Origin of the sequence: uncultured Pseudoteredinibacter sp. (genome assembly GCF_947502065.1) — a bacterium.
Classification (GTDB): domain Bacteria; phylum Pseudomonadota; class Gammaproteobacteria; order Pseudomonadales; family Cellvibrionaceae; genus Pseudoteredinibacter.
In genome coordinates this window covers 287,553-309,673 of sequence record NZ_CANMYE010000005.1, presented here as the reverse complement: position 1 = coordinate 309,673, position 22,121 = coordinate 287,553, and the positions used below count along the sequence as shown (strand labels likewise).

Annotated in this window: 25 protein-coding genes and 1 other RNA gene; 13 read left to right on the top strand and 13 right to left on the bottom strand. The window is 47.0% G+C overall.

Annotated features, from left to right (window positions below):
* Positions 1-96: 96 nt before the first annotated feature.
* Positions 97-573 (top strand): midcut-by-XrtH protein, encoded by a 477-nt coding sequence (locus tag Q1A41_RS14810; RefSeq protein ID WP_299980702.1) that lies wholly within the window; start codon positions 97-99, stop codon positions 571-573.
* Here Q1A41_RS14810 and Q1A41_RS14805 read toward each other — a convergent pair.
* Positions 570-938, bottom strand: coding sequence for a hotdog domain-containing protein (locus tag Q1A41_RS14805; RefSeq protein WP_299980550.1), 369 nt, complete (start codon positions 936-938; stop codon positions 570-572). The genes Q1A41_RS14810 and Q1A41_RS14805 overlap by 4 nt on opposite strands.
* 228 nt (positions 939-1,166) lie before the next feature.
* On the opposite strand from Q1A41_RS14805, the gene Q1A41_RS14800 reads away from it, so the two are divergent.
* From Q1A41_RS14800 to Q1A41_RS14785, 4 genes are all read left to right on the top strand, one after another.
* On the top strand, positions 1,167-1,889 hold the full coding sequence (locus Q1A41_RS14800) for an acyltransferase (protein WP_299980548.1): 723 nt from the start codon (positions 1,167-1,169) through the stop codon (positions 1,887-1,889).
* Between the two features lie 32 nt (positions 1,890-1,921).
* The gene (locus Q1A41_RS14795; RefSeq protein WP_299980546.1) at positions 1,922-2,782 is read left to right on the top strand and encodes a sterol desaturase family protein; all 861 of its coding nucleotides are present in this window, start codon (positions 1,922-1,924) and stop codon (positions 2,780-2,782) included.
* 25 nt (positions 2,783-2,807) lie between these two features.
* Positions 2,808-3,314 (top strand): midcut-by-XrtH protein, encoded by a 507-nt coding sequence (locus tag Q1A41_RS14790; protein WP_299980544.1) that lies wholly within the window; start codon positions 2,808-2,810, stop codon positions 3,312-3,314.
* Positions 3,315-3,395: 81 nt separating this feature from the next.
* Entirely contained in the window at positions 3,396-3,896 is a 501-nt protein-coding gene (locus tag Q1A41_RS14785; protein WP_299980543.1) for a midcut-by-XrtH protein, read from the top strand.
* A gap of 102 nt (positions 3,897-3,998) precedes the next feature.
* Here the strand turns inward: Q1A41_RS14785 and Q1A41_RS14780 are convergent, their stop codons facing one another.
* Positions 3,999-4,514 carry a hypothetical protein gene (locus Q1A41_RS14780; protein ID WP_299980541.1) on the bottom strand — a complete coding sequence of 172 codons (516 nt, stop codon included), beginning with the start codon at positions 4,512-4,514 and terminating at the stop codon, positions 3,999-4,001.
* 270 nt (positions 4,515-4,784) lie between these two features.
* Here Q1A41_RS14780 and Q1A41_RS14775 point away from each other — a divergent pair, with 270 nt between their 5' ends.
* Positions 4,785-5,987 carry an Nramp family divalent metal transporter gene (locus Q1A41_RS14775; protein WP_299980539.1) on the top strand — a complete coding sequence of 401 codons (1,203 nt, stop codon included), beginning with the start codon at positions 4,785-4,787 and terminating at the stop codon, positions 5,985-5,987.
* 139 nt (positions 5,988-6,126) lie between these two features.
* On the opposite strand, the gene Q1A41_RS14770 is transcribed toward Q1A41_RS14775, so the two are convergent.
* From Q1A41_RS14770 to Q1A41_RS14730, 9 genes are all read right to left on the bottom strand, one after another.
* Positions 6,127-6,348 carry a hypothetical protein gene (locus tag Q1A41_RS14770; protein ID WP_299980537.1) on the bottom strand — a complete coding sequence of 74 codons (222 nt, stop codon included), beginning with the start codon at positions 6,346-6,348 and terminating at the stop codon, positions 6,127-6,129.
* Between the two features lie 491 nt (positions 6,349-6,839).
* Positions 6,840-7,613: a hypothetical protein gene (locus Q1A41_RS14765; RefSeq protein WP_299980535.1), complete on the bottom strand. Its 774-nt coding sequence runs from the start codon at positions 7,611-7,613 to the stop codon at positions 6,840-6,842.
* A gap of 105 nt (positions 7,614-7,718) precedes the next feature.
* Positions 7,719-8,129: a hypothetical protein gene (locus tag Q1A41_RS14760; RefSeq protein WP_299980533.1), complete on the bottom strand. Its 411-nt coding sequence runs from the start codon at positions 8,127-8,129 to the stop codon at positions 7,719-7,721.
* A gap of 93 nt (positions 8,130-8,222) precedes the next feature.
* Positions 8,223-8,411, bottom strand: coding sequence for a hypothetical protein (locus Q1A41_RS14755; protein WP_299980531.1), 189 nt, complete (start codon positions 8,409-8,411; stop codon positions 8,223-8,225).
* A 1,085-nt stretch (positions 8,412-9,496) separates the two neighbouring features.
* Positions 9,497-9,661 carry a hypothetical protein gene (locus tag Q1A41_RS14750; RefSeq protein ID WP_299776404.1) on the bottom strand — a complete coding sequence of 55 codons (165 nt, stop codon included), beginning with the start codon at positions 9,659-9,661 and terminating at the stop codon, positions 9,497-9,499.
* A 105-nt stretch (positions 9,662-9,766) separates the two neighbouring features.
* On the bottom strand, positions 9,767-11,041 hold the full coding sequence (locus Q1A41_RS14745) for an FAD-dependent monooxygenase (protein ID WP_299980529.1): 1,275 nt from the start codon (positions 11,039-11,041) through the stop codon (positions 9,767-9,769).
* The gene (gene ubiH, locus Q1A41_RS14740; protein ID WP_299980527.1) at positions 11,042-12,376 is read right to left on the bottom strand and encodes a 2-octaprenyl-6-methoxyphenyl hydroxylase; all 1,335 of its coding nucleotides are present in this window, start codon (positions 12,374-12,376) and stop codon (positions 11,042-11,044) included.
* 32 nt (positions 12,377-12,408) lie between these two features.
* Positions 12,409-13,731: a Xaa-Pro aminopeptidase gene (gene pepP / locus Q1A41_RS14735; RefSeq protein WP_299980525.1), complete on the bottom strand. Its 1,323-nt coding sequence runs from the start codon at positions 13,729-13,731 to the stop codon at positions 12,409-12,411.
* 100 nt (positions 13,732-13,831) lie between these two features.
* Complete coding sequence (locus Q1A41_RS14730) at positions 13,832-14,422, bottom strand: UPF0149 family protein (RefSeq protein ID WP_299980523.1); 591 nt, start codon at positions 14,420-14,422, stop codon at positions 13,832-13,834.
* A gap of 233 nt (positions 14,423-14,655) precedes the next feature.
* Between Q1A41_RS14730 and Q1A41_RS14725 the strand changes: the two genes are divergently transcribed.
* From Q1A41_RS14725 to Q1A41_RS14710, 4 genes are all read left to right on the top strand, one after another.
* A complete protein-coding gene (locus Q1A41_RS14725) occupies positions 14,656-14,862 on the top strand; it encodes a TIGR02449 family protein (protein WP_299776399.1) in 207 nt (68 codons plus the stop codon).
* 58 nt (positions 14,863-14,920) lie between these two features.
* On the top strand, positions 14,921-15,241 hold the full coding sequence (locus Q1A41_RS14720; protein WP_299980700.1) for a cell division protein ZapA: 321 nt from the start codon (positions 14,921-14,923) through the stop codon (positions 15,239-15,241).
* 157 nt (positions 15,242-15,398) lie between these two features.
* Positions 15,399-15,576: non-coding RNA, 6S RNA (gene ssrS / locus Q1A41_RS14715), on the top strand.
* Between the two features lie 43 nt (positions 15,577-15,619).
* The gene (locus tag Q1A41_RS14710; RefSeq protein WP_299980521.1) at positions 15,620-16,213 is read left to right on the top strand and encodes a 5-formyltetrahydrofolate cyclo-ligase; all 594 of its coding nucleotides are present in this window, start codon (positions 15,620-15,622) and stop codon (positions 16,211-16,213) included.
* Between the two features lie 268 nt (positions 16,214-16,481).
* Here the strand turns inward: Q1A41_RS14710 and Q1A41_RS14705 are convergent, their stop codons facing one another.
* Entirely contained in the window at positions 16,482-17,174 is a 693-nt protein-coding gene (locus Q1A41_RS14705) for a fumarylacetoacetate hydrolase family protein (protein WP_299980519.1), read from the bottom strand.
* Between the two features lie 123 nt (positions 17,175-17,297).
* Here Q1A41_RS14705 and serA point away from each other — a divergent pair, with 123 nt between their 5' ends.
* Positions 17,298-18,527, top strand: coding sequence for a phosphoglycerate dehydrogenase (gene serA / locus Q1A41_RS14700; protein ID WP_299980517.1), 1,230 nt, complete (start codon positions 17,298-17,300; stop codon positions 18,525-18,527).
* A 61-nt stretch (positions 18,528-18,588) separates the two neighbouring features.
* Here serA and Q1A41_RS14695 read toward each other — a convergent pair whose 3' ends face one another.
* Positions 18,589-19,296 carry a transporter substrate-binding domain-containing protein gene (locus Q1A41_RS14695; RefSeq protein WP_299980515.1) on the bottom strand — a complete coding sequence of 236 codons (708 nt, stop codon included), beginning with the start codon at positions 19,294-19,296 and terminating at the stop codon, positions 18,589-18,591.
* Positions 19,297-19,605: 309 nt separating this feature from the next.
* Between Q1A41_RS14695 and Q1A41_RS14690 the strand changes: the two genes are divergently transcribed.
* Both Q1A41_RS14690 and Q1A41_RS14685 read left to right on the top strand, forming a co-directional pair.
* On the top strand, positions 19,606-20,709 hold the full coding sequence (locus Q1A41_RS14690; RefSeq protein ID WP_299980513.1) for an AraC family transcriptional regulator: 1,104 nt from the start codon (positions 19,606-19,608) through the stop codon (positions 20,707-20,709).
* A gap of 83 nt (positions 20,710-20,792) precedes the next feature.
* Positions 20,793-22,097, top strand: a complete 1,305-nt coding sequence (locus Q1A41_RS14685) for a serine hydrolase domain-containing protein (RefSeq protein WP_299980511.1) — start codon at positions 20,793-20,795, stop codon at positions 22,095-22,097.
* The last annotated feature ends 24 nt before the right edge of the window (positions 22,098-22,121 follow it).

The following is a 22,121-nucleotide window of genomic DNA, read 5'->3' as shown; positions in this document are numbered from 1 at the left end:
GTATTCCTACCGCTCTTCGACCTGGAAATATCTTCGAAGTAAGCACTTAAATTCCAATAAAACTAACCTGAAAAAGAAATCCAGGAGGATTCTTTGATGTATCGCAGTGGTCTTTTTAAACTTGTTGCTTTAATTAGCTTGTCTTTGGCTACCCATGCCGCCAATGCCCAAATCGTTATTGGCCCAGTAGCTGCGCAAGAAGTGCCTGTTTTTGGCGCCCCCTTGCTGATCGCTTTAGGCGGATTTTTAACATTGCTGGCTTATAAATTTGGATTGTTAAGCAGTAATAAAAATCGTGTATTAGGCGCACTGCTCGCAATTGGCGTATGTGGCGGTATTGGCGGCCTACAATTTGTTTCTGATGTAGAAGCCGGCGTCCCAACAGGTCAGCACTTCATGACCAACACTAATGACACCTCATACCCCATTGATTCCGGTGTAACCAATGTTTATACCAACAATAGCGGCATCACTTTGGAAGTGAAATCTATAGGCAGCCACAGCTGCCCAGCAACTTGCACCGTAGGCCTTCGCATCGCAGCAAGCGGTAGCTGCCAAATTGATTGCGACTAAGATTGCATTTGATTGAGCTCATGAGCCCAAGGTTTTCCTTGGGCATCTACAGCCACCATCACAATCTGCTCCACCCGAATAATCCCCTGCTTGCTTTCTTTATTTCTTACCTCACAGGCTAGAGTAATCGACGTTCGCCCCACCGCCACTGTTTCAATCCCGATTTCAACAATATCACCCAAAACTGCCGATGATAAAAAATTAATCTCGGACATATACTTGGTAACTAATCGCTTAGTGCTTAACTGGCAACTTGCGTAGATTCCCGCCTCTTCATCAATCCAAGCTAATAATGCACCACCAAATAATTTGGCCGCAGGGTTTAAGTCAGCATGTTTTACAGCGCGACGATTTAAGTACTTCATTGGACACCTTTTCTTACATATTCTGTAAGCTATATTTCAAGATGTATGCCAATTAGCCAACTCATAATCCTTGCGGATCACAGCGCTAAGGCCCGCAATTTGCGCACCAGTAGATCGCAGGAACGCTCAAAAAAACAGCTTATACGCGCTGAATTTGTGCAAATACACCACATACCAACGCCAGCCAAACTGATATGCTTAAGACATATAAAAAACTGGAAAAACACCGTGAGACAAGAACATCGCCCCTTTTGGTTAAAAAATATCGTCAGCCGATTTGAAGCTTGGTGGATTGAAAGGTTTCTGCGCCCGCAGTTCGATCACCTTGGCAAAGGCGCTGCTATTTTAAAACCCAGAACTGTGGAAGTGTTTGGCCGCAATATTCACGTTGGAGATTACCCGCACATTATCAGTTCTAGTTACAACCCTGTACGCCTAACCTCATGGAGTGGTAAGAACCTTGATGGTGAAATCAAAATAGGTAATTACTGCCTGCTGTCCCCTGGCACAACCATTACCTCGGCGGTTTCCATTACCATCGGCGATAACTGTATGTTCGCAGCCGATTGCTATATTGCGGATAGTGACTGGCACGGCCTATACAATCGTCTACGTCCATTTCGCTGCAGCAAGCCCATTGTATTGAAAGACAATGTTTGGATTGGCCACGGCGCTAAAGTGGGCAAAGGGGTCACCATTGGAGAAAACTCTGTGGTTGCCGCAGGCTCAGTTGTGGTAAAAGACGTGCCCGATAACGTGGTGGTTGGTGGTAACCCCGCCAAGGTAATAAAAACGCTCAACCCTAATCGCCGCATGCTGAAACGCGAGCTGATGTTTCAAGACGGCGACTTTTACCAACAAAATCAACAAGACCTCGACCGCTGGGTAATGCGTGATAACAGTACCCTTGGCTGGCTAAAATCGGTATTCTTCCGCAACAACAGCCATTAAGGCCATTAGTACTACCTGTTGCGGAGCCAGCCTTGTCTGATTTTCTTTTTCACAATTCCAAGCTAGTCATTATCGCTGGCACCATCATCAGCATGATGTTGTTTTTGCTTTGGGACGATATCAACAAAAGATCTGGCAGTACTCAAAATATCCAGCAACGTTGGCCAGGGAATTTATTCCTAGCCACACTAAACACCTTGCTAGTTGTTTACGCTTTGGAGCCGGTTTTACTTCCTTTTAGCCAAGCCATTGGGCAATGGCTGCAAGAAGCGTTTAGCTGGGCAGCGCCGTTAAGCAAAACCGACAGGCACTGGATTTATTATTTTATTCCTGGTGTTTTAGCCTATGAGTTAATTGACTACATGCTGCACAGGTTTGCTCATCGCATTCCGCTGCTATGGCGCCTGCATGCCACTCATCATTCTGATACCAAAATTGATGCCACCACCGCACATCGCCATCACCCCCTAGAGCTTATCGTGAATAGCTTTTTAGGGGCTCCGTTTATGGTCATTATTGGCGTACCTATTATGGTAGCGGTATGGCACCCGGTTATTCGAATGCTGCTCATCGCCTTTAATCATTCCAACACCCTACTACCCGATTGGCTAGATAAGATCCTGGCAAGCGTTATCGCAACCCCCAACTTCCACCGAGTGCATCACCTCAGTGAGCGGCATTATACCGACAGCAATTACGGAACTATTTTGTCCATCTATGACCACCTGTTTAGAACGGCGAAAAGACTACCCAAGGACGATTTGGACAGCCGTCAATTAGGGCTGGAATACCTAAGAGAGCCAGAAGAAAGCCAGGCCTCACGACTTCTAATGTCACCTGTATCGACAGCCTTCAGATCATCTGTTAGAGTCCAAAATAACAACAATAACTAACACTAATGTCTTAGAGGTTCTGCAGATGCGCATTCTTTCCCTGTGCTTTTCTATTCTATGTCTTAGCCTGTTTTCACAGCTCGCCTCAGCCCAAATTGTCATTGGCGCCCCGGCTGCCCAAGAAGTGCCCATCATGGGAGCCCCACTATTAATCCTTCTGGGCGGCCTCTTAGGCTATATTGCTTATCGCTTTCGCGGACCAAAGCTTAGCCGACTAAAAAGCGGCTTATTGCTAGCTGGAGCCACAGCGTTGCTGTCCTTAGGCGGCGGAATCGGGTTCGTGCAGTACTCTGAAGCGACGACTGGAAACTTTGTGGTCATCACTCTACAAGGTGACAATAGCTACAACATTCTGCCAAGTGATCTTAACGATTACAGAAACGATACCGGCATCACGCTTGAAGTTAAAAGCATAAACTTGCCGAGCAGCAACTGCCCCAACAACCCCATACCCAGCCTTCCAGGCGTACAACAATGCGCAGTCGGGGTTCTAATTCCGGCTAGCGAACGCTGTCGTATCGATTGCCTGTAACTCTGTAGTTAGTGTAGCAATTCCAAATTCAATATATGCACCCAGCAAGGCTGGGCAAAAACTAAAATCATAAGGTGAGTTATGAAACTTCGAGCTTTAGGCAGCATTGCTGCTCTTTTCCTGTTTAGCCAGGCCAGCCATGCACAGATTGTTATTGGCCCGCCAAGCCCGCAAGAAGTCCCCATTTTTGGCGCTCCACTGCTGTTGCTTTTGGGTGGCTTACTCGGCTATGTAGCCTATCGCTTTAAAGCCAAGGGGCGTGCGCAACTGCATGTTGGTTTGCTAGCAGCTGGATCCCTAATTCTGTTTGGCGCAGGCAGCGGAATCAGCTTAATCGAAAGCAGTCAAGCCAGTGGCAACTTTATCGCTATCAATGCCCGCACGGAGGCCAGCCATACCATCATTAATAACACTAACAATGAATACCAAAATGACAGCGGCATCACTTTAGAAATTAAAAGTATTCAGTTACCTGGAAGCTGCCCTGACAATGCCCGCACCCCAGACCCGACAAATTTTCAACAGTGTTCAGCTAATACCTTAATTCCTGACGGTAACACCTGCTATATCGATTGCATCTAATAAGATAGTTCTCGCAAGAGCATTCCGAAAAACATAAAGCCTACTCTTTATGTTTTTCGGTTTAACCTAAGCAAGGCCATTAGGCAGCTTAGTTTTATTCAACTAACAGATAATATGGCAAGCTTGATTATCACCAAGGCGCAATGCGGCCGCGCAACGAAATTCATTTTCTGATTCTTGCTCAGGGTCTTCCAAGTTACGACATGAACCCGGATACTGAATACTTTTCACCTCAAGCTCGATACCACTATTGTTTTCATAATAGTTAAACTCGCCATCTTCAATCGGGTAGCTATTCTCAGTTTGCGTGCTGATTCTGATATCAGCACCAGACATACCAGCCTGGCTTTTCTCAACCAAGGTGATACCAGCAACTGTAGAAAAGCAGCTAATTGCCCCAACAAGCCATAACACAGTAGGTAAATTACCTTTACCTTGAAGCTTAAATCGATGCGCCATATAGGCCAGAAATGCACCCAAGCATAAAAGAATGGGCGTGCTTATCGTAGGAATGCCCTCAGCGGCCGCGGCTCCTCCGGGTGGCCCGATAACAATCTGCGCATCAGCATTGAAAGAAAGTAAGAGCAGTGCCGCAAAAGCGATTTTATTCTTATTCATAGTGACAATCCGTAGAAGCTGTTCCTTTGTACTGCTCGCAAACTCTAGCAACCCCTTTTATTAGGAACTATATCTATAGGTGCACTCAGGCTATAAAACGGTCTTTCCTACAGAGGGTGCCATTTTTGTTTGCCACATTCTGCTGAATATGGTCACATAGCCAGTCAATACTCTGTGGGGATAATTCGACTCGTGCAAAATTCCCACTGAAAGAATCTCAGAGTCCACCCAAGGCGTGAGCAATAGAAAATAATAAGGTTACATCAGCTTATGAAAAAATTCGGACCCGGCTTATTAGTCGCCGCTGCCTTTATCGGCCCTGGTACGGTAGCCACCGCCAGCAAGGCCGGTGCAGGTTTTGGCTTTGCCTTATTATGGGCATTGCTGTTTTCCGTATTCGCTACCATCGTATTGCAAGAGATGGCGGCGAGATTAGGCCTGGTAACTGGCAAAGGCCTAGCCGAGGCGGTGCGCTCTAGCTTTAAAAGCCCTGAGCTAAAAAACCTGAGTATATTTCTTATTGTAGCTGCGATTGGCCTTGGCAATGCGGCCTATCAAACCGGCAATATCGCTGGTGCCGCGCTGGGCATTAATAGCGCGATTGAACTTTCCAACCAAGCCGCCGCTGCCATTATTGCCTTGTTGGCTTTTGCCTTGCTAGCCAGCGGGCAATACAAGCTTATAGAAAAATCGCTCATTGCATTAGTCGTTTTAATGAGCTTTGTTTTCTTGCTAACTTTAATTTGGGTCGGCCCAGATTGGGCTGGCATATTAAAGGGCCTGTTTACCCCTAGCATTCCAGATGGCAGCGTACTATTGGTAATCGCTCTGATTGGCACCACCGTAGTGCCCTACAATTTATTCTTGCACGCCAGCAGCGTCAGCAAATCCTTTCAGGAATCTGGCGAGCAAGATATAGACGCAGCACTGAGCAATAGCCGCTGGGATACCGGGCTATCCATTGGCTTTGGTGGCTTGATAACTTTAGCGATTATCGCCACTTCTGCAACAGCCTTCTTTGGCCAAAGCGATAGCTTTCAAGCCGCGCAACTAGCCCAACAACTAGAACCCTTACTGGGCCCTGCCGCAAAATATTGCTTTGCCATTGGCATGCTGGCCGCAGGTTTAACCAGCGCCATTGCCGCGCCACTAGCCGCCGCTTTTGCCGTATGTGGCGCATTGGGCTGGTCGACGGAGTTTAACAATCTGCGCTTTCGCGCCGTATGGTTTGTGGTATTGCTAACCGGTGCCATATTCGCTATCGCCGGCACCAAACCACTAGCAGCAATTATTTTTGCCCAAGCGGCCAATGGATTACTACTGCCATTAATTGCGATCTTTTTATTGCTCGCCATGAACCAAGAGAAATTACTGGGTAGCTATAAAAACGGCACACTAGCCAACTGCCTAGGCGGCTTTGTGGTGGTTTTGGTTTCTTGTCTTGGCTTGTATAAGTTGTATAGCTTGTTTTAAAAAAGCCTTGCAACTTAGACCAGTAAGACCGTAGAAAGTACTGTCTGCAAGCAGGGCAATAGCAATAATCCAGTTTCCGGCTTGATCAAGCTAGGTATATTGCCCTGAGATCTCAATGAGAAGACTTTACAGCTATAGATTAATCATCTTCCTCTAACTCAGGGGTATTCGCCATCTTTTTTGCGAGCAAATAAGCCACCAGCTCCGAAATAACGATAAGTATCAAACCTCCGGCAATCATCTCCCAGCGATAGGATTCAAGAGACTCCCAAAAGAAAAAGGTTAGAAACCCAACCGTATTTAAAACTGCCCCTATTAAAGACAAAAGCTTGCATATAAAAAGTATAACTAATGAATTCATTTTCGTTTCATATCCTTGAACGCCCTCCCCCGGCTCGAAGCAACCTTGCTGCCACGCCTTGTATGGTGTGACTTGCACACTGTGGCAAGCTTAATTAATTTACAAATGCAGACAAGCATTTATAAGCCATATAAATTCTAAACTTGAACCCTTGCTTTGTTTCCCAAGCTGCTAGCTCTTTGAAGAAAGATGATATTTGGTTCTCATTCAGTGGTACACCTTCGAGCCAGAGCATGACCACATTATCTTCTTGGGCTGAGCCTTCACTTTGGCACAAAAACTCTGTATTAGCGCTTCTCTTCTAAATTCTTCGGTGTAGGCTTGAGCCCTTTTCTTACGTGCCATTTGAGCACCTTCATATAGATTTCAATTATACAGGGTGTCTACTAGTTTTGGGTAACTCGGTTGCCTAACGCCCGCATTTTTATGGCTGGTTTGGAGCGCAGCGGAGAACCAGTCCGACTGGCATGCGCTTGTTAAAGCTGGGGTGTCTACGTAGATTCCCTAGCAAGATAATCATATTGATTAATGAAATATTGAAAAGACTTACTACCTTTGCTTTTCTTGAGAAGAAGGATGGGTGAGCTAGCCTCAACTGCCTTGTTGCCATAAAACGATACAAAAAGAAAATCATCAATCATCTCGAAGTTAAAAGGTGACAATGTTTTGTAATGCTTGACGCTCTTTTTCGCCTCACCCTTTATACTCTCTTTAATCTGGTCTTGGGCCCTCCTTATTTCCCCCTGCTTCTCTTCACTTCGACCAATTACATTTGGAGTTTCTTTCTCTTGGTGTGCGTAACGGTATTTGTAACCTTCAGTCGAAGAATCCATAAACAGCAACTCAAACTCGCTACATCTTCTGGCGAGCTCAATAGTCTCTTCTACTTCTTTTGGTCCATCGATATATTGGCGACCAACTAGGGATGTAGCCTTGTAGCTTTTGCAAGTTTGAAGTAGAGATGACCTTAACTCTTTATATTCAGGATTTTTAATAGGAAACAGCCTAACTATCCCTTCATCTTTATGATCCCCAAATAGGCTAATCATATCTATGAGTTTTCCTGCATTTAGGATCTCAATCCAAGAAGATAGAACGCCAATAGTAATCAGCGTTGCGCCACAAGAGTTTAATATTGTAGAGATCACTTTGTGATCCGTCTCAATCTGAGCAGCGATAACAAAGAGAACTATCCCCAAGACCACGAATGAGGCAATGTAAAGTAAGCTGCTCTTTATTAGAGTGATTATTGTTTTTAGCTTCATATATTTCTCGATACTTAGAGACTTTAACGCCTCGCACAGGGGACGACAAAAAAGCGCAGCGTTTTGGCTATCCCAGCGACCAACGGGAGCAATAGCTGCGGCTTGTTATGCTTTATTTGCTGCTATTTTTGTTTCACCTGATCGTATTGATAATTTTGTATACCCCAGAATACCTGCAATAACCAAAATTAATGCTCCACCTACCCAATATGATATTATCTCTTTTCCTTCTGGCGCGAGAAAAACGGTTAGTATTGTTACTAACACCAATACTACAGACAAAATCATAGCCAAGCGTTCATTTTTATATTGCTCCTTGAGTTTCATTTTCTCTAATTCTAGCTGGTGTTCAATAAAGTACTTTTGCAGCTTTGTTCTTTTATCGACATAACCTTTGTCTATAATTTCCTTGGGAACTATGCTTCCGGCAAAATTCTTGCTATCCATTCCATCGATATAGTGAGACTTTAAGCCTGGATCTTGTATGTATTTCTTGAATAGATCAGCATTAATCATTTCTTAACCCCCTAGAAGACATAACGCCCGCATTTGGGGCGGCTGAAGCGCAGTGTAAGCCGTCCCAGCCCGAAGGGCGACAACATGCTCTTGTTATGTGTTTGCAATTTGCAGATCAGCATAGACTTTACCATTCATTGCCTTTTCAACAGCTTCGTTCCACTCTTCCTGCACTCCAGGATCTGCAAAGCCTCCGTCAAGAAACAATGACAAGCTACCGAGTAAACCTCCAACGTCGTCAGACTGAGTAAGCTGGTAGTACTCATCTAGAAATGAGTACATTGCTAAAAACGCCTGTTCTTTCGTGAGTTTAAAATCGCTCATATTATCTCGTTTGCTTTATTCTCGGATGACACATAACGCCTACCACTCATGCGTCGCGGTTTTTTGCGACGTCTTGAGCTGGGTCTTGTTGCGTGGTCGCGATAAAGCTCGTTTTGTTTGTCTTTTAAAACAAAATGATTCATTTGATTTAGCGACTTTATCCAGTAACGAATAATTAAAAAAAGTTTTGATTTTGCGGGCCTAACCGTAAAGCCCCTAAGGTGTCCCTGTAAAAATCCAGCCGGTTTTACGGGCCCCCTTAGGGGCTTTACGGTAAGGATTGTGAGTCGCAACGTCAATTTCCTTATTAGTTTTTCTTGCGATTAAAACGAATTTACATATACTGTTTAAATATACAGTAATTGTAAGTTTCCATGTTACACTGCAGTAGAAAAATTATTCGTTACGGTACACCGCAACAGCTTACTCAACAGACAGGTGTAAATAAAACCAAAAAGCGGACGCGTCTTAATAATTCGGGGATATCAGAAATAATAGGATGGTGTCCGTTTAAATACCTGGCTGCATTCCTTTGTCTAAAACTCTAATTTATTGTTTTTAAATTGTTTTTACAAGCCTTAAAAATTCATACCAAAATCACGAGACCTGGCGCTTAGAGCTTTATTTATTGGCCTTAATTTTGCTTTTTCTCGTGAGCAACTTTTTTGTGGAAGACGTTTTTTGCGCGTAGGTTTTTGTTTTGTATAGCATTTGTCTTTTATGAATTGTTAATTCCCGAATTATGCGGAATGGCTGTATTTCGGCCGAAATTTATTATACCTGTATAAGATTACAGCCTTGATCTAAAAACGATCAAGCTCTTACCTACACCAAGGGGGAAAAGCATAAATACTGCGACTAAAGAGAAGCCCCAATAAGCCAATAGATTGCGCTCAAGCCGCTGGAGGAGGACGGAAAATGCTTGAGCAAAATAGTAGCGTAAAGAGATTTACAGGAATGTGTGAAGGTGAAGTAAGGAAAAAACCCAGTTGAACTTCCTCAAAAGCCTTTCACTGACGGTAAAAGGCCTTTGGCATATTGCTTTAGGCTTTTTTCTTTCCTGAGAAGAGCCCCATCCAGAATAGGCCTTCAAAGACGATACCCAGCACTAGAAATACGGCACCACCGGCTGGAATGCCGAATACATAACAGGCGATAGCAGCGAAGAAGCACAGTATTAACAAGGCAATTCGAGTTAGTGTGTTCATGGTGGGCACCTCAGTATTATTTTGTACAGATCTTTAGTGCCTTACTTTATAACGTATTTTTTCAGGCACTGCCCTTAAGAATTGTTAAAGCCCCTTTTGGCTTGCTTACAAGCCCATTGCTTGCCTGACGATTTTGTTCTTTAACATGGATACATTATTTAAGCTGCGCATGCCTTCGTTGCGCAGCCAGCGTACGCTAATGTCATTACTGCCGAATAATCGCTTAAAGCCCTCCATGGTGGCCATCATGCTTAGGTTATCGCCCATGCGCTGGCGTTGGTAACGCCTTAGAATGGAGTAATTGTTTAGTGGCACTCCGCGCTTGCTGGCGTATTGTATTTGCTCTACAAATGCAGCAACGTCTTTTAAGCCTAGGTTTACCCCTTGGCCTGCTAGCGGGTGAATAGTGTGGGCGGCATCACCGGCTAGGGCAAAGCCAGCTTGGATGTATTTTTTGGCGTGGCGCTGGCGCAGCGGAATTCTAAAGCGCTTAGCTACCGCCTTTACTTCGCCTAGCTCTAACTCCAGCGCTTCGCCTAGGGCCTTAGCAAAGCTATCGCCATCTAGCGCCATTAGCTCTTCGGCGCGCTCGGGCAGGCAGGACCAAACGATCGAGCAATAGTGTTCATTATTGCTTTGTGCAGCCTTATCTCTGGCCAGTGGTAAATACGCCAATGGGCCGGTGGAAATAAAACGCTGCCTGGCACAGCCCTGGTGCGGCTTACTGGTTTCTACAGTAGTTACGATTGCATCGTGCCCATAATCCCATTCGCGGGTGGCGATGTTTTTAATTTGACGCAGTGGTGATTGCGCTCCATCGCAGGCTAGGATCAGTTTTGTTTTCACCTCTACTGGCTGCGCTTGATCTTTATTGCTTGCTTTATCATCAAGCGGCCTTTTGTTCACAACTAGGATTTGCTGCCCTTCATGTTCAATTACATTGCTTACTGTGCAGCCGTTCCAAGTTTCAACATTGCTGTATGTTGCGAGCTGCTCAGCTAGGGCGGATACCAGTAGTTTGTTTTCTACGATGTGGCCAAGATTTGGTTCTTGTATTTCACTGCTATCAAAATTTATGCGCGCTGTGCCATCGGCATCCCACACTTCCATGTCGCTGTAGGGGCACAGGCGCTTTTCGGCAACACGCTGCCAGGCACCTATGCTGTGCAGTAGCGTTTGAGAATCGCGAGTAAGAGCCACAACACGGGGATCAAAATCGTCAACGCCTGTGGCGGCTTTGTGTTTAGCCAACGTTACTGGTGCTGGCCCGGCATCTAGCATGATCAGTTTTAATGAGGGAACAGCTTCGGCCAATGCGGCCGCTGCGGTACTGCCAACTAGGCCTGCACCAACAATCGCGATATCGTAAACGTCGCTCATTTAGGCCACTCCTTTATTTATCGCATTAAGCTTTGATAAGCGCCCCGCCAAACCCATGGTTTGCTTTGCTAAAAACTCTTTTGCTTCTGGAAACAATGCCAAGGCGATAAAACCTGCGCTGCGAAATAGCTGTTTTGGCAGTTGCTGGCTGCTAAATACTTTGACTATTTGATCGCTAAAATTCACGGTTAAATCTTGATCTTGCTGCTGCATTTGTAAATAGCGCTGCAATACCGATAAATCACCCAGCGATTGTTGTTGCTCGTTAGCCTGCTTTAAAGCTTCCGCTAATGCCACACAATCGCGCAGTGCTAAATTAAAACCTTGCCCAGCTACCGGATGTAAATAATGAGCCGCATTGCCTAATACTACCAATGAGCTGCGCAGCTGCTCATTAATCATTTGCAGCTGCAAGGGGTAACTTTGGCGTTTGCCAATTTTGCAAAACTTACCCAGGCGATAGCCAAAGCGCTGTTGTAATTTTTCTAATATCTCTACATCGCTTAAAGCCAGTGTCGCCTCTAAATCATTTTCGGGCAATGTCCACACTAATGCGCAGCGCTTGGCGCTATCACTTTCACCTAAGGGCAATAGCGCCATTGGGCCTTGATCGGTAAAGCGCTCATAAGCCACGCCTTGATGCGCTTTGCTGGCCTCCACCGTGGCGATAATGGCGGCCTGTTGATAATCTTGCACCTGGCGATACAGACCCAACTGCTTTGCTAATGCAGAATCACCCCCATCGGCCAGACAGAGTAATTGGCAGTGAATACTTATAGCTTTGTCATTTTCTTGCTGGCTTTTATTTTCGGCTTGCTTGTCGTTTTCAAGCTGATTAGGACTTACTGTTAGCAGTGCTCCATCGACTAGCATTTGAGCGCTATTCACTTCGCAGTTATCAAGCACTTCAATATTGCTTTGCGCGCGCAGCGCCGACAAAAGCACCCGGCCCAACCAGGCGTTTTCGACTACTGCGCCCAATAGATTTACGCCTTGTTTTTGGTGGCAAATTTCTGTGCCGGCGATGTGCCCACGATCAGAAACATGAACCGTTTTAATGGCAGTGTGGTGCTCGGCCAATTGCGACCATAAACCTAAAGCTTGAAAGACCTGTACGGTACCTAAGGATAAAGCGGTGGCGCGGGCATCAAAGCTGGGCTGATAAAGTGCTTCAGCGCTGCTTTTTGAAAAAGCAAAACGCTCGATCAAAGCGATCTTCCAATGTGGGTTTTGCGCTGATAGCAGCAAAGCCTGGCTTATGCCCACCATGCCACCACCAACGATCACAATATCGTATTGTTTTTTAGGCTCTGCTTGATTGTCTTGTGTTGCCATTTTTCTCTTCTTGTCAGCCGATAAGCTGCCATCTACAACATATGCCCTGCCATTAAGGCTTCAATATCCATTATGGATTTTGGCGCATCGGCACTTAAAACGGTGCAGTGATTTTTAGTGATCGCCACATCGTCTTCAATTCGCACGCCAATGCCGCGCCATTTTTCATCAACTTGTTGATCGCTTGGCGATATATAAATACCAGGCTCGATCGTCATCACCATGCCGGGCTCTAGCAAACGCCACTGATCATCAACGCGGTAGTCGCCCACATCGTGCACATCCAAACCTAACCAATGGCCAACGCGATGCATATAAAAGCGACGATAAGCAGCGGTTTCTATGAGCTCGCTTAGCTCGCCTTGTAGCAAGCCTAAATCCAATAAACCTTGGGTAATAATTTCTACCGAAACCTCATGGGGCTTATCCCAATGATTTCCCGGTTTGGCCTCAGCAATGGCGGCTTCATTGGCGGCCAATACAATTTCGTAAATGGCTTGCTGCTCTGGGCTAAAGCAGCCACTTACTGGAAAGGTGCGGGTAATATCGGCGGCGTAATTTTGAAATTCGCAACCCGCATCAATTAGCACCAACTCACCAGCTTTCATTTTTTTCTGGTTTTCCACATAGTGCAAAACACAGGCATTGGCACCGCTGCCTACAATACTGGTATAAGCCGGAAAGCGAGCGCCCTCCTGGGCAAAGCGGTGATGCAATACAGCTTCTAGTTGATACTCAAACATCTCCGGGCGACAGGCCATCATGGCTTCGCGATGAGCCTCGGCCGATATGCTAGCGGCTTTTTGCATGACTTTAATTTCTGCCGCACTTTTGTATAGCCGCAGCTCATGCAATAAATGATCAAGCTCTTGAAACTCTCCAGGCGGAGTTGCACCTGATGATTGACTACAGCGGATGGTGTTCACCCAATCCATAACATGACGATCAAAATTAGTATCGCGCCCCATGGCGTAATAAATACGCGTGCGCCCTTCTATTAGGCCCGGCAAAATATCGTCGATATCATCAATCGGAAAAGCATCATCGGCTTCAAAATGCTTGCACACACCTTCTGGACCATAGCGAAAGCCATCCCATATTTCTTTTTCAGGATGCTTATCGCGGCAAAACATGACAAATTCGCCCTGGCTGCGCCCTGGGATTAAGGCCAACACCGCATCCGGCTCATTAAAGCCACTCAGATAATAAAAATCGCTGTTTTGTCGAAACGGAAAATAGGTATCGTTAGAACGCAGCTGCTCACTGGCCGCCGCGATGATTGCGATACTATCAGGCTCCATCAGCTCCATTAAACGCTGACGACGACGGCCATATTCCTCTAGGCTAATTGCCATAACTTCCTTCTACTTTATTAGCTGGGGCTGATTACTGTTTCGATAAGCTAGGTTTAGTGCGCGCTCTTAACAAGGCGCATCACCTAAACAAAGCACAGCGTTAATGAATCATACCGCCAGGCCCAGGCTTGGCTTGCTCATTCTGGCTTGCTGGTGAAAATTCTAGAAAAAGATTGATCGCTGCGATTCGAACATACTCACTGACCTCAAAAAGATCGGCTTCAGATTGCTCATTATCTTCTTCATCGGTACCGATTTGTACAATCGCGGCGAAATCGCGCAGCGCTTCGGCCGATTCTGGGCTAAAGCTCTGATCACCCGATAGTCCCGAGCTGCCAAAGCCCGTTAGAAAGCCGTGGCACCACTGGGCCAAGGCCTGCAAACGCTGGCCCATATCGGTATCTTCATCGGGCAGTATTAGGCTAAAGCCCATGGCCTCATCTTCTAGGGCCAGCAGCGTACCGGTATACATCTGGGCAATCGCTTGGCGCAATTGTGCACTAATTAGCTCAGCATCGAGATCGACCAAATCAAGAAACTCTAAAGCCATGGCCTGCCATTTAGCCAAACCCGGGCGAGCGCCACCACTTAGCTGGCCACATAGCATGCCGTGCAATTCCGCTGGGCTGTTTAAGGCGCCAACGGGGGCCAATAGGTCGCAATATTCATCAAAACTCAATAACTGGGACATAAACTCTCTAATACCGATTAAAAAACGGCGTCATTCTAGCACGCTTGTCGGCGCGGCAAGTGATTTGCGGCTTACAGGGCTAGTGATTACTAAGCCGATAACAGGGCACTTGATCGCAAAAAAGTGCGCCAGTTTATGAAGATAGACTAAACTGTTAACAAACTGCTTTAACTGATTGACCCGCTGCCACGGGCGCAATATAGTAGCCATGTTCAACTAGGCCAATTATAGCTATGACAGACCTAAAACAATTGGAAGAGAAACTGGACTTGCTCATCCAGCGCTGTCATTTGTTACAGCAGGAAAATGACGTCCTAAAGCAGGAACGCCAGCAGTGGCAAAGCGATAAATCGCGCCTGATTGAAAAGAATGAGCTGGCCCGCACCCGGGTCGAGGCCATGATTGGCCGGTTAAAAGAGTTGGAAGCTGGCGCTAATTAAGCGTCTAACACATAGAGTTTAAGACAGGTAAAAGATATTGGTCATGAGTGCCCAACCGATGTCGGCCCAAGGAGAGCGGACAGTGAGCAACACAACCCCAACAGAGTTTGTCAAAATACTCGACAAAGAGTATCAGGTCGCCTGTCCGCCCGAAGAGCGCGACGCTTTAATGCAGGCTGCCCGCAACTTGGATGCCAGAATGCGCGATGTACGCACCAACGGCAATGTGATTGGTCTTGAGCGTATCGCGGTGATGGTTGCCTTGAACCTAAGCCACGAATTACTAAGTCTGCAAACGCGTCATGCGGATGCCGAAGCTGGCTTGGATGAAGAGCTGCTTAATCGTCTTGCAGAGAAGCTTGATAAAGCACTGAAATAATTTTCCCGGCCAGCATCCGCTGGCTGCTCTGGGCAATAATTCCCCGCCTCGATTCGCCCATAAACAATTTGTATAAAATAGCCCCATACAAGCGTTTTAATTCTAAAGCTTAGTCAAAAAGCCCTGTGTATGGCCATTCCCTTGGGCTATACTTCGCTTAACCCTGAGGTGTTCGCCCTGTTGACGAGTCCTCGAGCCGATAATGAAGAAACCGGGTTTTTCTCGCCGCTGTTGGTGTGCATGTCCACACGATGGAAAGCCTAATACAGCGCAGAAATTCCCACCTTGAACCGTCGGGTTCAAGGCCAAGTCGACCGCGGCGCCCTGGGGCCTTATCCTGCTATTGTCTTTCCTAGACAGCTATCGCACACTCCCGCCATGACAGCCGATAAAACTACTTTACGAAAACAGCTACGCCAGCATTTGCGCCAACAGCGTCAATCGCTGAGTGCCCAACAACAGCAAGCCGCAGCCGAAAAGCTAAGTCTGCATTTTGCGCAGCTGCCCGAGCTTGCCGAAAGCCAGAATATCGCCGCTTACCTAGCCAGCGATGGCGAGTTAGATTTAAGCCCCTGCATCGAGTTGATCTGGGGACAAGGCAAACAGTGCTATCTACCAAGAGTAACCAGCGCAAGCCAAATGGAGTTTCGCGGCTACCGGCAAGACAGTGAGCTGCAGAATAATCGCTATGGTATTGCCGAGCCCAGCAATAAGGCGATATTGATATCACCCGAGCAATTGGATTTGGTCTTACTGCCCCTGGTGGGCTTTAGCCGAGATGGCGGCCGCTTAGGTATGGGCGGCGGCTTTTATGATCGCGCCTTTGCCTTTAAAGCGCATAGCCTTAGCAAACCGACCTTGATTGGGGTAGCCCACAGCCTGCAAGAGGTAGAACAGCTGCCGATTGAAAGCTGGGATATCCCTCTGAGCGCGATTATCACCGAGCAGGGTTATTTTGCTGCGGGTAGCTGATAGCTGGAATTCGATCTCGCACCACTAAAAAGGGGTCAGACCCCACATTATTTAAGAAAGCGGAAGCTGATAACTCTTAGCGACCTAATCGAGACGGGGTCTGACCCCGGATCGAAGGCACTCTCCCTGAAACATAGCCAACCCATTTAGGGGTCAGATCCCACTTCTTTTAAGAAAGCGGGGGCTGATGGCTTTTTGCGGCATAATCTAGACGGGATCTGACCCCGGGTTCGGGGCACCGTAGCTGGAGCCCCGGCAAAACCCGCGCTTAATAAGTCCTAGCCACCACTTCTGCAGCTAAGTCGATATTGTTGCTTTGGGTCTTTAGCTCAAACTGCAGCTGATCGCCTGGCTCGATGGGGCCGACACCTGCGGGGGTGCCGGTTAGTACGATATCGCCCGGCATTAGGGTAAAGTGCTCGGTGATATGACCAATCAACGGCAGAATGCCAGTAAGCATGTCACTGCTGCGGCCTTCTTGTTGTAGCAGGTGATTGCGCGTCATACGCAGCTCAATGGCGGACCAGTCTTCATCCTTTTCGGGGCTGACAAAACCTGAAACCGGGCAGCTGCCATCAAAGGCTTTGGACTTCTCCCAAGGCAGGCCCTTCTCTTTTAGCTCACTTTGCACATCCCTAAGCGTTAAATCCAAGCCGATCCCCACACCAGCGATGGCGATATTGGCCTGAAAATCAGTAGCGCGGGCGATCTCGGCACCGATCAAAATGGCGATTTCGGTTTCGATATGACAACTACCGCGATTCACCGGAATGCTGAAATACGGGCTGATGCGGCTCACCGCCGTGGGTGGCTTCATAAACAAGATAGGCTCGTCGGGCACAGGATTATTGAGCTCGGCCGCATGCGCCGCGTAATTGCGTCCAACACAGACTATTTTACCAACACCTCGGTCAACACAAGGGGCGAAAGGCTGACCATCCAGCGTAATTTCAACGGCCATAAGCTTAGAACTCCAAATCAATAGCACCACGGGCTGCATATGCTATCATAGCGCGCCTTAAAACAGGGCCGACGCATGCGTAAAGAGCCCAAAAGACGACCCATAGCAAGTAACGAGTTTCCCATGGCCAGTATTTCCCTGGAAAAAAGCAAGATTAAATTCCTGCTCCTAGAAGGTGTTCACCAATCCGCCATTGATACCCTAACGGCGGCGGGCTACACCAATATCGAATATCTCAAGACTTCCCTGCCCGAAGCCGAGCTGATCGAAAAGTTAGCCGATGCCCATTTTGTTGGCATTCGCTCGCGTACCCAGCTGACCCGCAAGGTGCTAGAAGCGGCGCCTAAGCTAATCGCTGTAGGCTGCTTTTGTATTGGCACCAATCAGGTCGATTTAAAAGCCGCTGAAGAGCTAGGCGTGGTGGTGTTTAACGCACCCTACTCCAATACTCGCTCAGTTGCCGAGCTGGTGATCGCCGAAGCTATTTTGTTATTGCGCGGCATTCCAGAGAAAAACGCGGTTTGTCACCGTGGTGGCTGGATGAAATCAGCCGTAGATTCCTATGAGATTCGTGGCAAGACCCTAGGCATTATCGGTTACGGTTCTATCGGTACCCAGGTGAGTGTACTGGCCGAATCCCTGGGCATGAAGGTTATCTTCTTTGATGTGGTTACCAAGCTGCCTTTGGGTAATGCCAGCCAGGTTCGCAATCTAAATGAGCTATTGAATCGCTCTGATATTGTTAGTTTGCACGTGCCTGAAACCGCATCTACCAAAATGATGATGGGCGCAGAAGAAATTGCCCAGATGAAAGATAAAGCCATATTGCTGAACGCCTCACGCGGTACCGTGGTAGATATCGAAGCTCTTGCTGAAGCCCTTAAGGCTGGCAAAGTTGGCGGCACAGCGATTGACGTGTTCCCAGTAGAGCCACGTGGTAACGATGACGAATTCCAAAGCCCATTGCGCGGCATTGATAACGCCTTACTGACACCACACATCGGCGGCTCTACCCAAGAAGCCCAGGAAAACATCGGCCTAGAAGTTGCCGAGAAATTAGTGAAGTACTCGGATAACGGTACCACCATCACCGCCGTAAACTTCCCGGAAGTTGCGCTGCCAGCACATTCGGATGTACACCGCCTATTGCACGTTCACAAAAACGTGCCGGGTGTGATGTCGGCTATTAACTCGGTATTTTCTGAAAACAATATCAACATTCTCGGCCAGTACCTGCAGACCAATGAATCGGTAGGTTATGTGGTTGTCGATATCGATGCCGAATACAGCGACGTTGCCCTGCAACAGCTTAAGAGCATCGAAGGCACTATGCGCTGTCGTGTATTGTTTTAAGTAATCGCTTTTACTTAAAACCGACTTAAAACGTTAGCCGTGTCATACTTATGCGACACGGCTAATCTTCTTTCCCACCAACTTTAACAACACTGGCAACACCAAAACGCCGCAGAATAGCTTTATGCGTGCCATCTCGATACATTGATCCCAAAGCTTCCGATAGTTCTTTTTGCAGTAAAGCATGATTCCTTATGGGAGAGCGCAAGCTAATTGACGGATAAAAGCCTCGTCGAGAGTATGGACCAGGATTCATCACCTCAATCTCCACCCCCACTTCATCGGCGTAGTGCAATGCAACATCGGTATACATAAATATAGCGTCTACTCGCCCGCGCTTTAACATCTCCAACACTTGGCGATGACTGGCAATTCTACTGACTTCGATATAGTTTTTATCTTTTGCTGCTTGTAGCTCCTCTCCTAATGGAACCACATTGATTAAACCTATTCGCTTGCCTCGCAGATCTAGCAAAGACTCATATTTAAAACCCTTTCCCGCCAAAACCAGCAAACGATACTCAGCCCAGCGTAAGGGATAATCTGGATACAGCGAGTAATCCTGAAACTCTTTATTGCTGTAATTAAAAAATAAATCCAGTTTTCCCAGACGATAATCCCTCATCGCCCGAGCTATGGACATTTGTACCACTTCCAGCTCAAAACTCGGCATTCGCCGAAAGGCTTCGATACTTAGCTGCAGGTCCGGGCCATCTAACTTGCCATTAATGTTTTGCTGAAGTGGCGGATATTCGATATTAAATTGCACCAAACTCACCTTTTCGGCGAATGTGAAAAGCGATACACAGAAGAGGCCTAATACACTTACAAGCTTCAACATTTCACTACACTCAATACCACAACCAAGGCTATGCCTATAAGCACAACGAGAACTACACGCAAAGCTACCCTGAAAAAGCAGCTATATTTTCAGCATAGACTAATCTGACAATCTAGCGGCTGATAAAGCACAGAAACCTCAGGGAGCTGGAAGGCCTGCTTTCACCAAGCTTGCAAATGGCATGTGCTCACCTTGAACATATGAGACAATCCGAGCTCACCAAACAAAGAAAATGCAATGACCATTTCGGTATCCGCTGTCCAACTACTTGATCTCGCCCTGCGCTTTGCCGCCATCGGGCAGCTGTGTTTATTGCTCCTTTATCTTATTAAGCAATATGGCCTTAAAGCACCGGAAAAGCTTGGCTTGTGCCTTTCAATAATCGCCTATATTGCCCTTACCGCCCCCATCGAAAATCACCACTATGGCTTTAGTCGCAATGTTTTATTGCTGTTAACCGATATCGTTCCATTTATGGCCCTGTGGTATACCTTAAGGCAGCTAGATGCAGGCTTTACACTACAGCAACTACCCAAAAGCGTTTTACTCGCAACTGCCGCTTGGTTTATTGCCCTATGCATATTGTTTTTAGGTTTCGAAGGCAAGCACGTCTTACATGATGTTAACCACGGCTTAGGGATCGTCTTGCTACTGGCTTTGGTTTATCTCTGCCTGCGCGACTTTCTAGATGATCTCGATAACCACCGCCGTCGCACCCGTATATTGCTGGTGGCATTTTGCTCGCTGTATATGGCGGGCTTGGTGAGCTTTGAATTTATGGATCGCGATATTCGCAACTCATGGCAATTTAGCCTATCGAACGCGCTGTTTATCTTTATCATCACTCAAGGCATTTGTGCCTTTGTTATGTTTGCCCCCAAGCCAAACAGCCTCAAAAAAATCAGCTACGAAGAAGATGAAGAAGATGAAGAAGATGAAGAAGATAGCGGCCCTGATAGCAACCCTGACCAGCAAAAGCGCGATGCCAAGCACAAGTCAGAACAGGCCAACAAGCAACAACTGGATAAGCTAAAACAGCTCATGGAGCAGGACGCTTTTTTGCAAGCCGAGCTCAGTATTGGCAAGCTGGCCGAACAAATGCAATTACCCGCCCATCAACTGCGCCGCTTAATCAATCAGGAGCTGGGCTATAACAACTTCTCTCAATACCTAAACAGCTATCGCATCCCCTGGGTTTGCCAACAGCTAAGTGACCCTAGCAATAGCTTGCCTGTTTTAAGCATCGCCTTAGAAGCTGGCTATGGCTCTATCGCACCTTTCAATCGGGCCTTTAAGGCTCAAATGGGTCTTACCCCCAAACAATATCGTGATCAATTTTAAAAATTTGCGGGTATTTTCAATTCTGCAAAGCAGTGAAGCCCTAAATCCAGTGAAATAAGCGCTTTTCTTCGCTGGAGCATTACGTGAAAAAACTGATTCTCGGCCTTGTTGCCATTCTGATTACAGCCTTTATCTATACCGCCCTACCGGTATACCAAGGTTTATCCCATCGCGGTAAGGCACCAATGTTGGCCTTCAACTATATTGATTGGCCAAAAGATCAACCTGCTACCAGCAATGTACACCAGCCTCGCTTTGCCACGCTTGATACCGCCGCTCTAAAAGCGCTAAAGGCGCAACAAAAAGCCGTCTCTGCCCCGGGTTACACCGCAGCCGTGGCGATCGATGGCAAAATGGCTTGGTCAGCAAGTGTAGGCTGGGCCGATATCGAAGATAAAGTGGCAATGAGCACAGCAACCAGCATGCGTATTGGCAGCACCTCAAAGGCTCTAACAGCCACTGCACTTGCCCGCCTTGTGGCCCAAGGCAAACTGAATTTGGATGCCCCACTCAACAGTTACTTCAAAGAGCTACCCCACCCAAGCTGGGCCAAAATAAGCGCAAGACATTTAGCATCCCATATGTCGGGGTTGCCCCATTATCGCCGCAATGCAGATCGTTATGGCATGCTGGCCAGCTTAAGCGCCCAGGGTGAATACGATAATGTGTTAGATGCTGTAAAGCTGTTTGATGCCAGCGATTTACTCTTTGAGCCCGGCGATGAATTTAGCTATTCCAGCTGGGGCACTGTATTACTTAGCGCCCTAATTCAGATAAAAGCCGAGCAGCCCTACCAGAGCTTTATGGGGGAAGCCGTTTTAACACCACTCAATATGAGCTCAACCCGCAGTAAGCTTTCGCAAGAGGGCAAAAAAAACAAGGCGCCTACCGCCCAGTTCTACTGGCAAGACCCAAATCAAACTAGCCGCTTAAAGCCATGGTACTCACTCAATCTTAGCCATCGCCTGGCAGGTGGTGGCTGGCTATCCACCTCGATGGATCTTGCTCGCTTAGGTCAGGGCTTTATGGATGAAGACTTTTTACCCACAAATATCCGGGAGCAGTTTTGGACCCCACAAAAACTCAATAACGGTGAATTTAATCCGCAACATTATGGCCTGGGGTGGCGAGTTCACGAGCTAAAACTCGGCGAAGATTTCGAGCCACTTATGTATATGCATCACGGCGGAGTCGCCGCCGGAGCACAAAGCTTCTTATTAGTAGTGCCACGCTATAAACTTTCGATGGCGATCAATGCCAATATCAGAACTGAGGTGTTTTCAGACTTTGCGAAGGTAAGCCGGGAATTGTTAAAACTGTTTATTGCTGAACTAGAAACGCAAAGCACTGAGGAACAAAATGGGACATCAAAAGAAATACAGATTTGAGTGAAAAATCGGGATAGAAAAAGC

Bases quoted from the DNA above. Each gene is read 5' to 3' on its own strand.
- Q1A41_RS14810 (WP_299980702.1), top strand. From the start codon at position 97: ATGTATCGCAGTGGTCTTTTTAAACTTGTTGCTTTAATTAGCTTGTCT.
- Q1A41_RS14805 (WP_299980550.1), bottom strand. From the start codon at position 938: ATGAAGTACTTAAATCGTCGCGCTGTAAAACATGCTGACTTAAACCCT.
- Q1A41_RS14790 (WP_299980544.1), top strand. From the start codon at position 2,808: ATGCGCATTCTTTCCCTGTGCTTTTCTATTCTATGTCTTAGCCTGTTT.
- Q1A41_RS14785 (WP_299980543.1), top strand. From the start codon at position 3,396: ATGAAACTTCGAGCTTTAGGCAGCATTGCTGCTCTTTTCCTGTTTAGC.
- Q1A41_RS14780 (WP_299980541.1), bottom strand. From the start codon at position 4,514: ATGAATAAGAATAAAATCGCTTTTGCGGCACTGCTCTTACTTTCTTTC.
- Q1A41_RS14775 (WP_299980539.1), top strand. From the start codon at position 4,785: ATGAAAAAATTCGGACCCGGCTTATTAGTCGCCGCTGCCTTTATCGGC.
- Q1A41_RS14770 (WP_299980537.1), bottom strand. From the start codon at position 6,348: ATGAATTCATTAGTTATACTTTTTATATGCAAGCTTTTGTCTTTAATA.
- Q1A41_RS14765 (WP_299980535.1), bottom strand. From the start codon at position 7,613: ATGAAGCTAAAAACAATAATCACTCTAATAAAGAGCAGCTTACTTTAC.
- Q1A41_RS14760 (WP_299980533.1), bottom strand. From the start codon at position 8,129: ATGATTAATGCTGATCTATTCAAGAAATACATACAAGATCCAGGCTTA.
- Q1A41_RS14755 (WP_299980531.1), bottom strand. From the start codon at position 8,411: ATGTACTCATTTCTAGATGAGTACTACCAGCTTACTCAGTCTGACGAC.
- Q1A41_RS14750 (WP_299776404.1), bottom strand. From the start codon at position 9,661: ATGAACACACTAACTCGAATTGCCTTGTTAATACTGTGCTTCTTCGCT.
- Q1A41_RS14745 (WP_299980529.1), bottom strand. From the start codon at position 11,041: ATGAGCGACGTTTACGATATCGCGATTGTTGGTGCAGGCCTAGTTGGC.
- ubiH (WP_299980527.1), bottom strand. From the start codon at position 12,376: ATGGCAACACAAGACAATCAAGCAGAGCCTAAAAAACAATACGATATT.
- pepP (WP_299980525.1), bottom strand. From the start codon at position 13,731: ATGGCAATTAGCCTAGAGGAATATGGCCGTCGTCGTCAGCGTTTAATG.
- Q1A41_RS14730 (WP_299980523.1), bottom strand. From the start codon at position 14,422: ATGTCCCAGTTATTGAGTTTTGATGAATATTGCGACCTATTGGCCCCC.
- Q1A41_RS14725 (WP_299776399.1), top strand. From the start codon at position 14,656: ATGACAGACCTAAAACAATTGGAAGAGAAACTGGACTTGCTCATCCAG.
- Q1A41_RS14720 (WP_299980700.1), top strand. From the start codon at position 14,921: ATGTCGGCCCAAGGAGAGCGGACAGTGAGCAACACAACCCCAACAGAG.
- Q1A41_RS14710 (WP_299980521.1), top strand. From the start codon at position 15,620: ATGACAGCCGATAAAACTACTTTACGAAAACAGCTACGCCAGCATTTG.
- Q1A41_RS14705 (WP_299980519.1), bottom strand. From the start codon at position 17,174: ATGGCCGTTGAAATTACGCTGGATGGTCAGCCTTTCGCCCCTTGTGTT.
- serA (WP_299980517.1), top strand. From the start codon at position 17,298: ATGGCCAGTATTTCCCTGGAAAAAAGCAAGATTAAATTCCTGCTCCTA.
- Q1A41_RS14690 (WP_299980513.1), top strand. From the start codon at position 19,606: ATGACCATTTCGGTATCCGCTGTCCAACTACTTGATCTCGCCCTGCGC.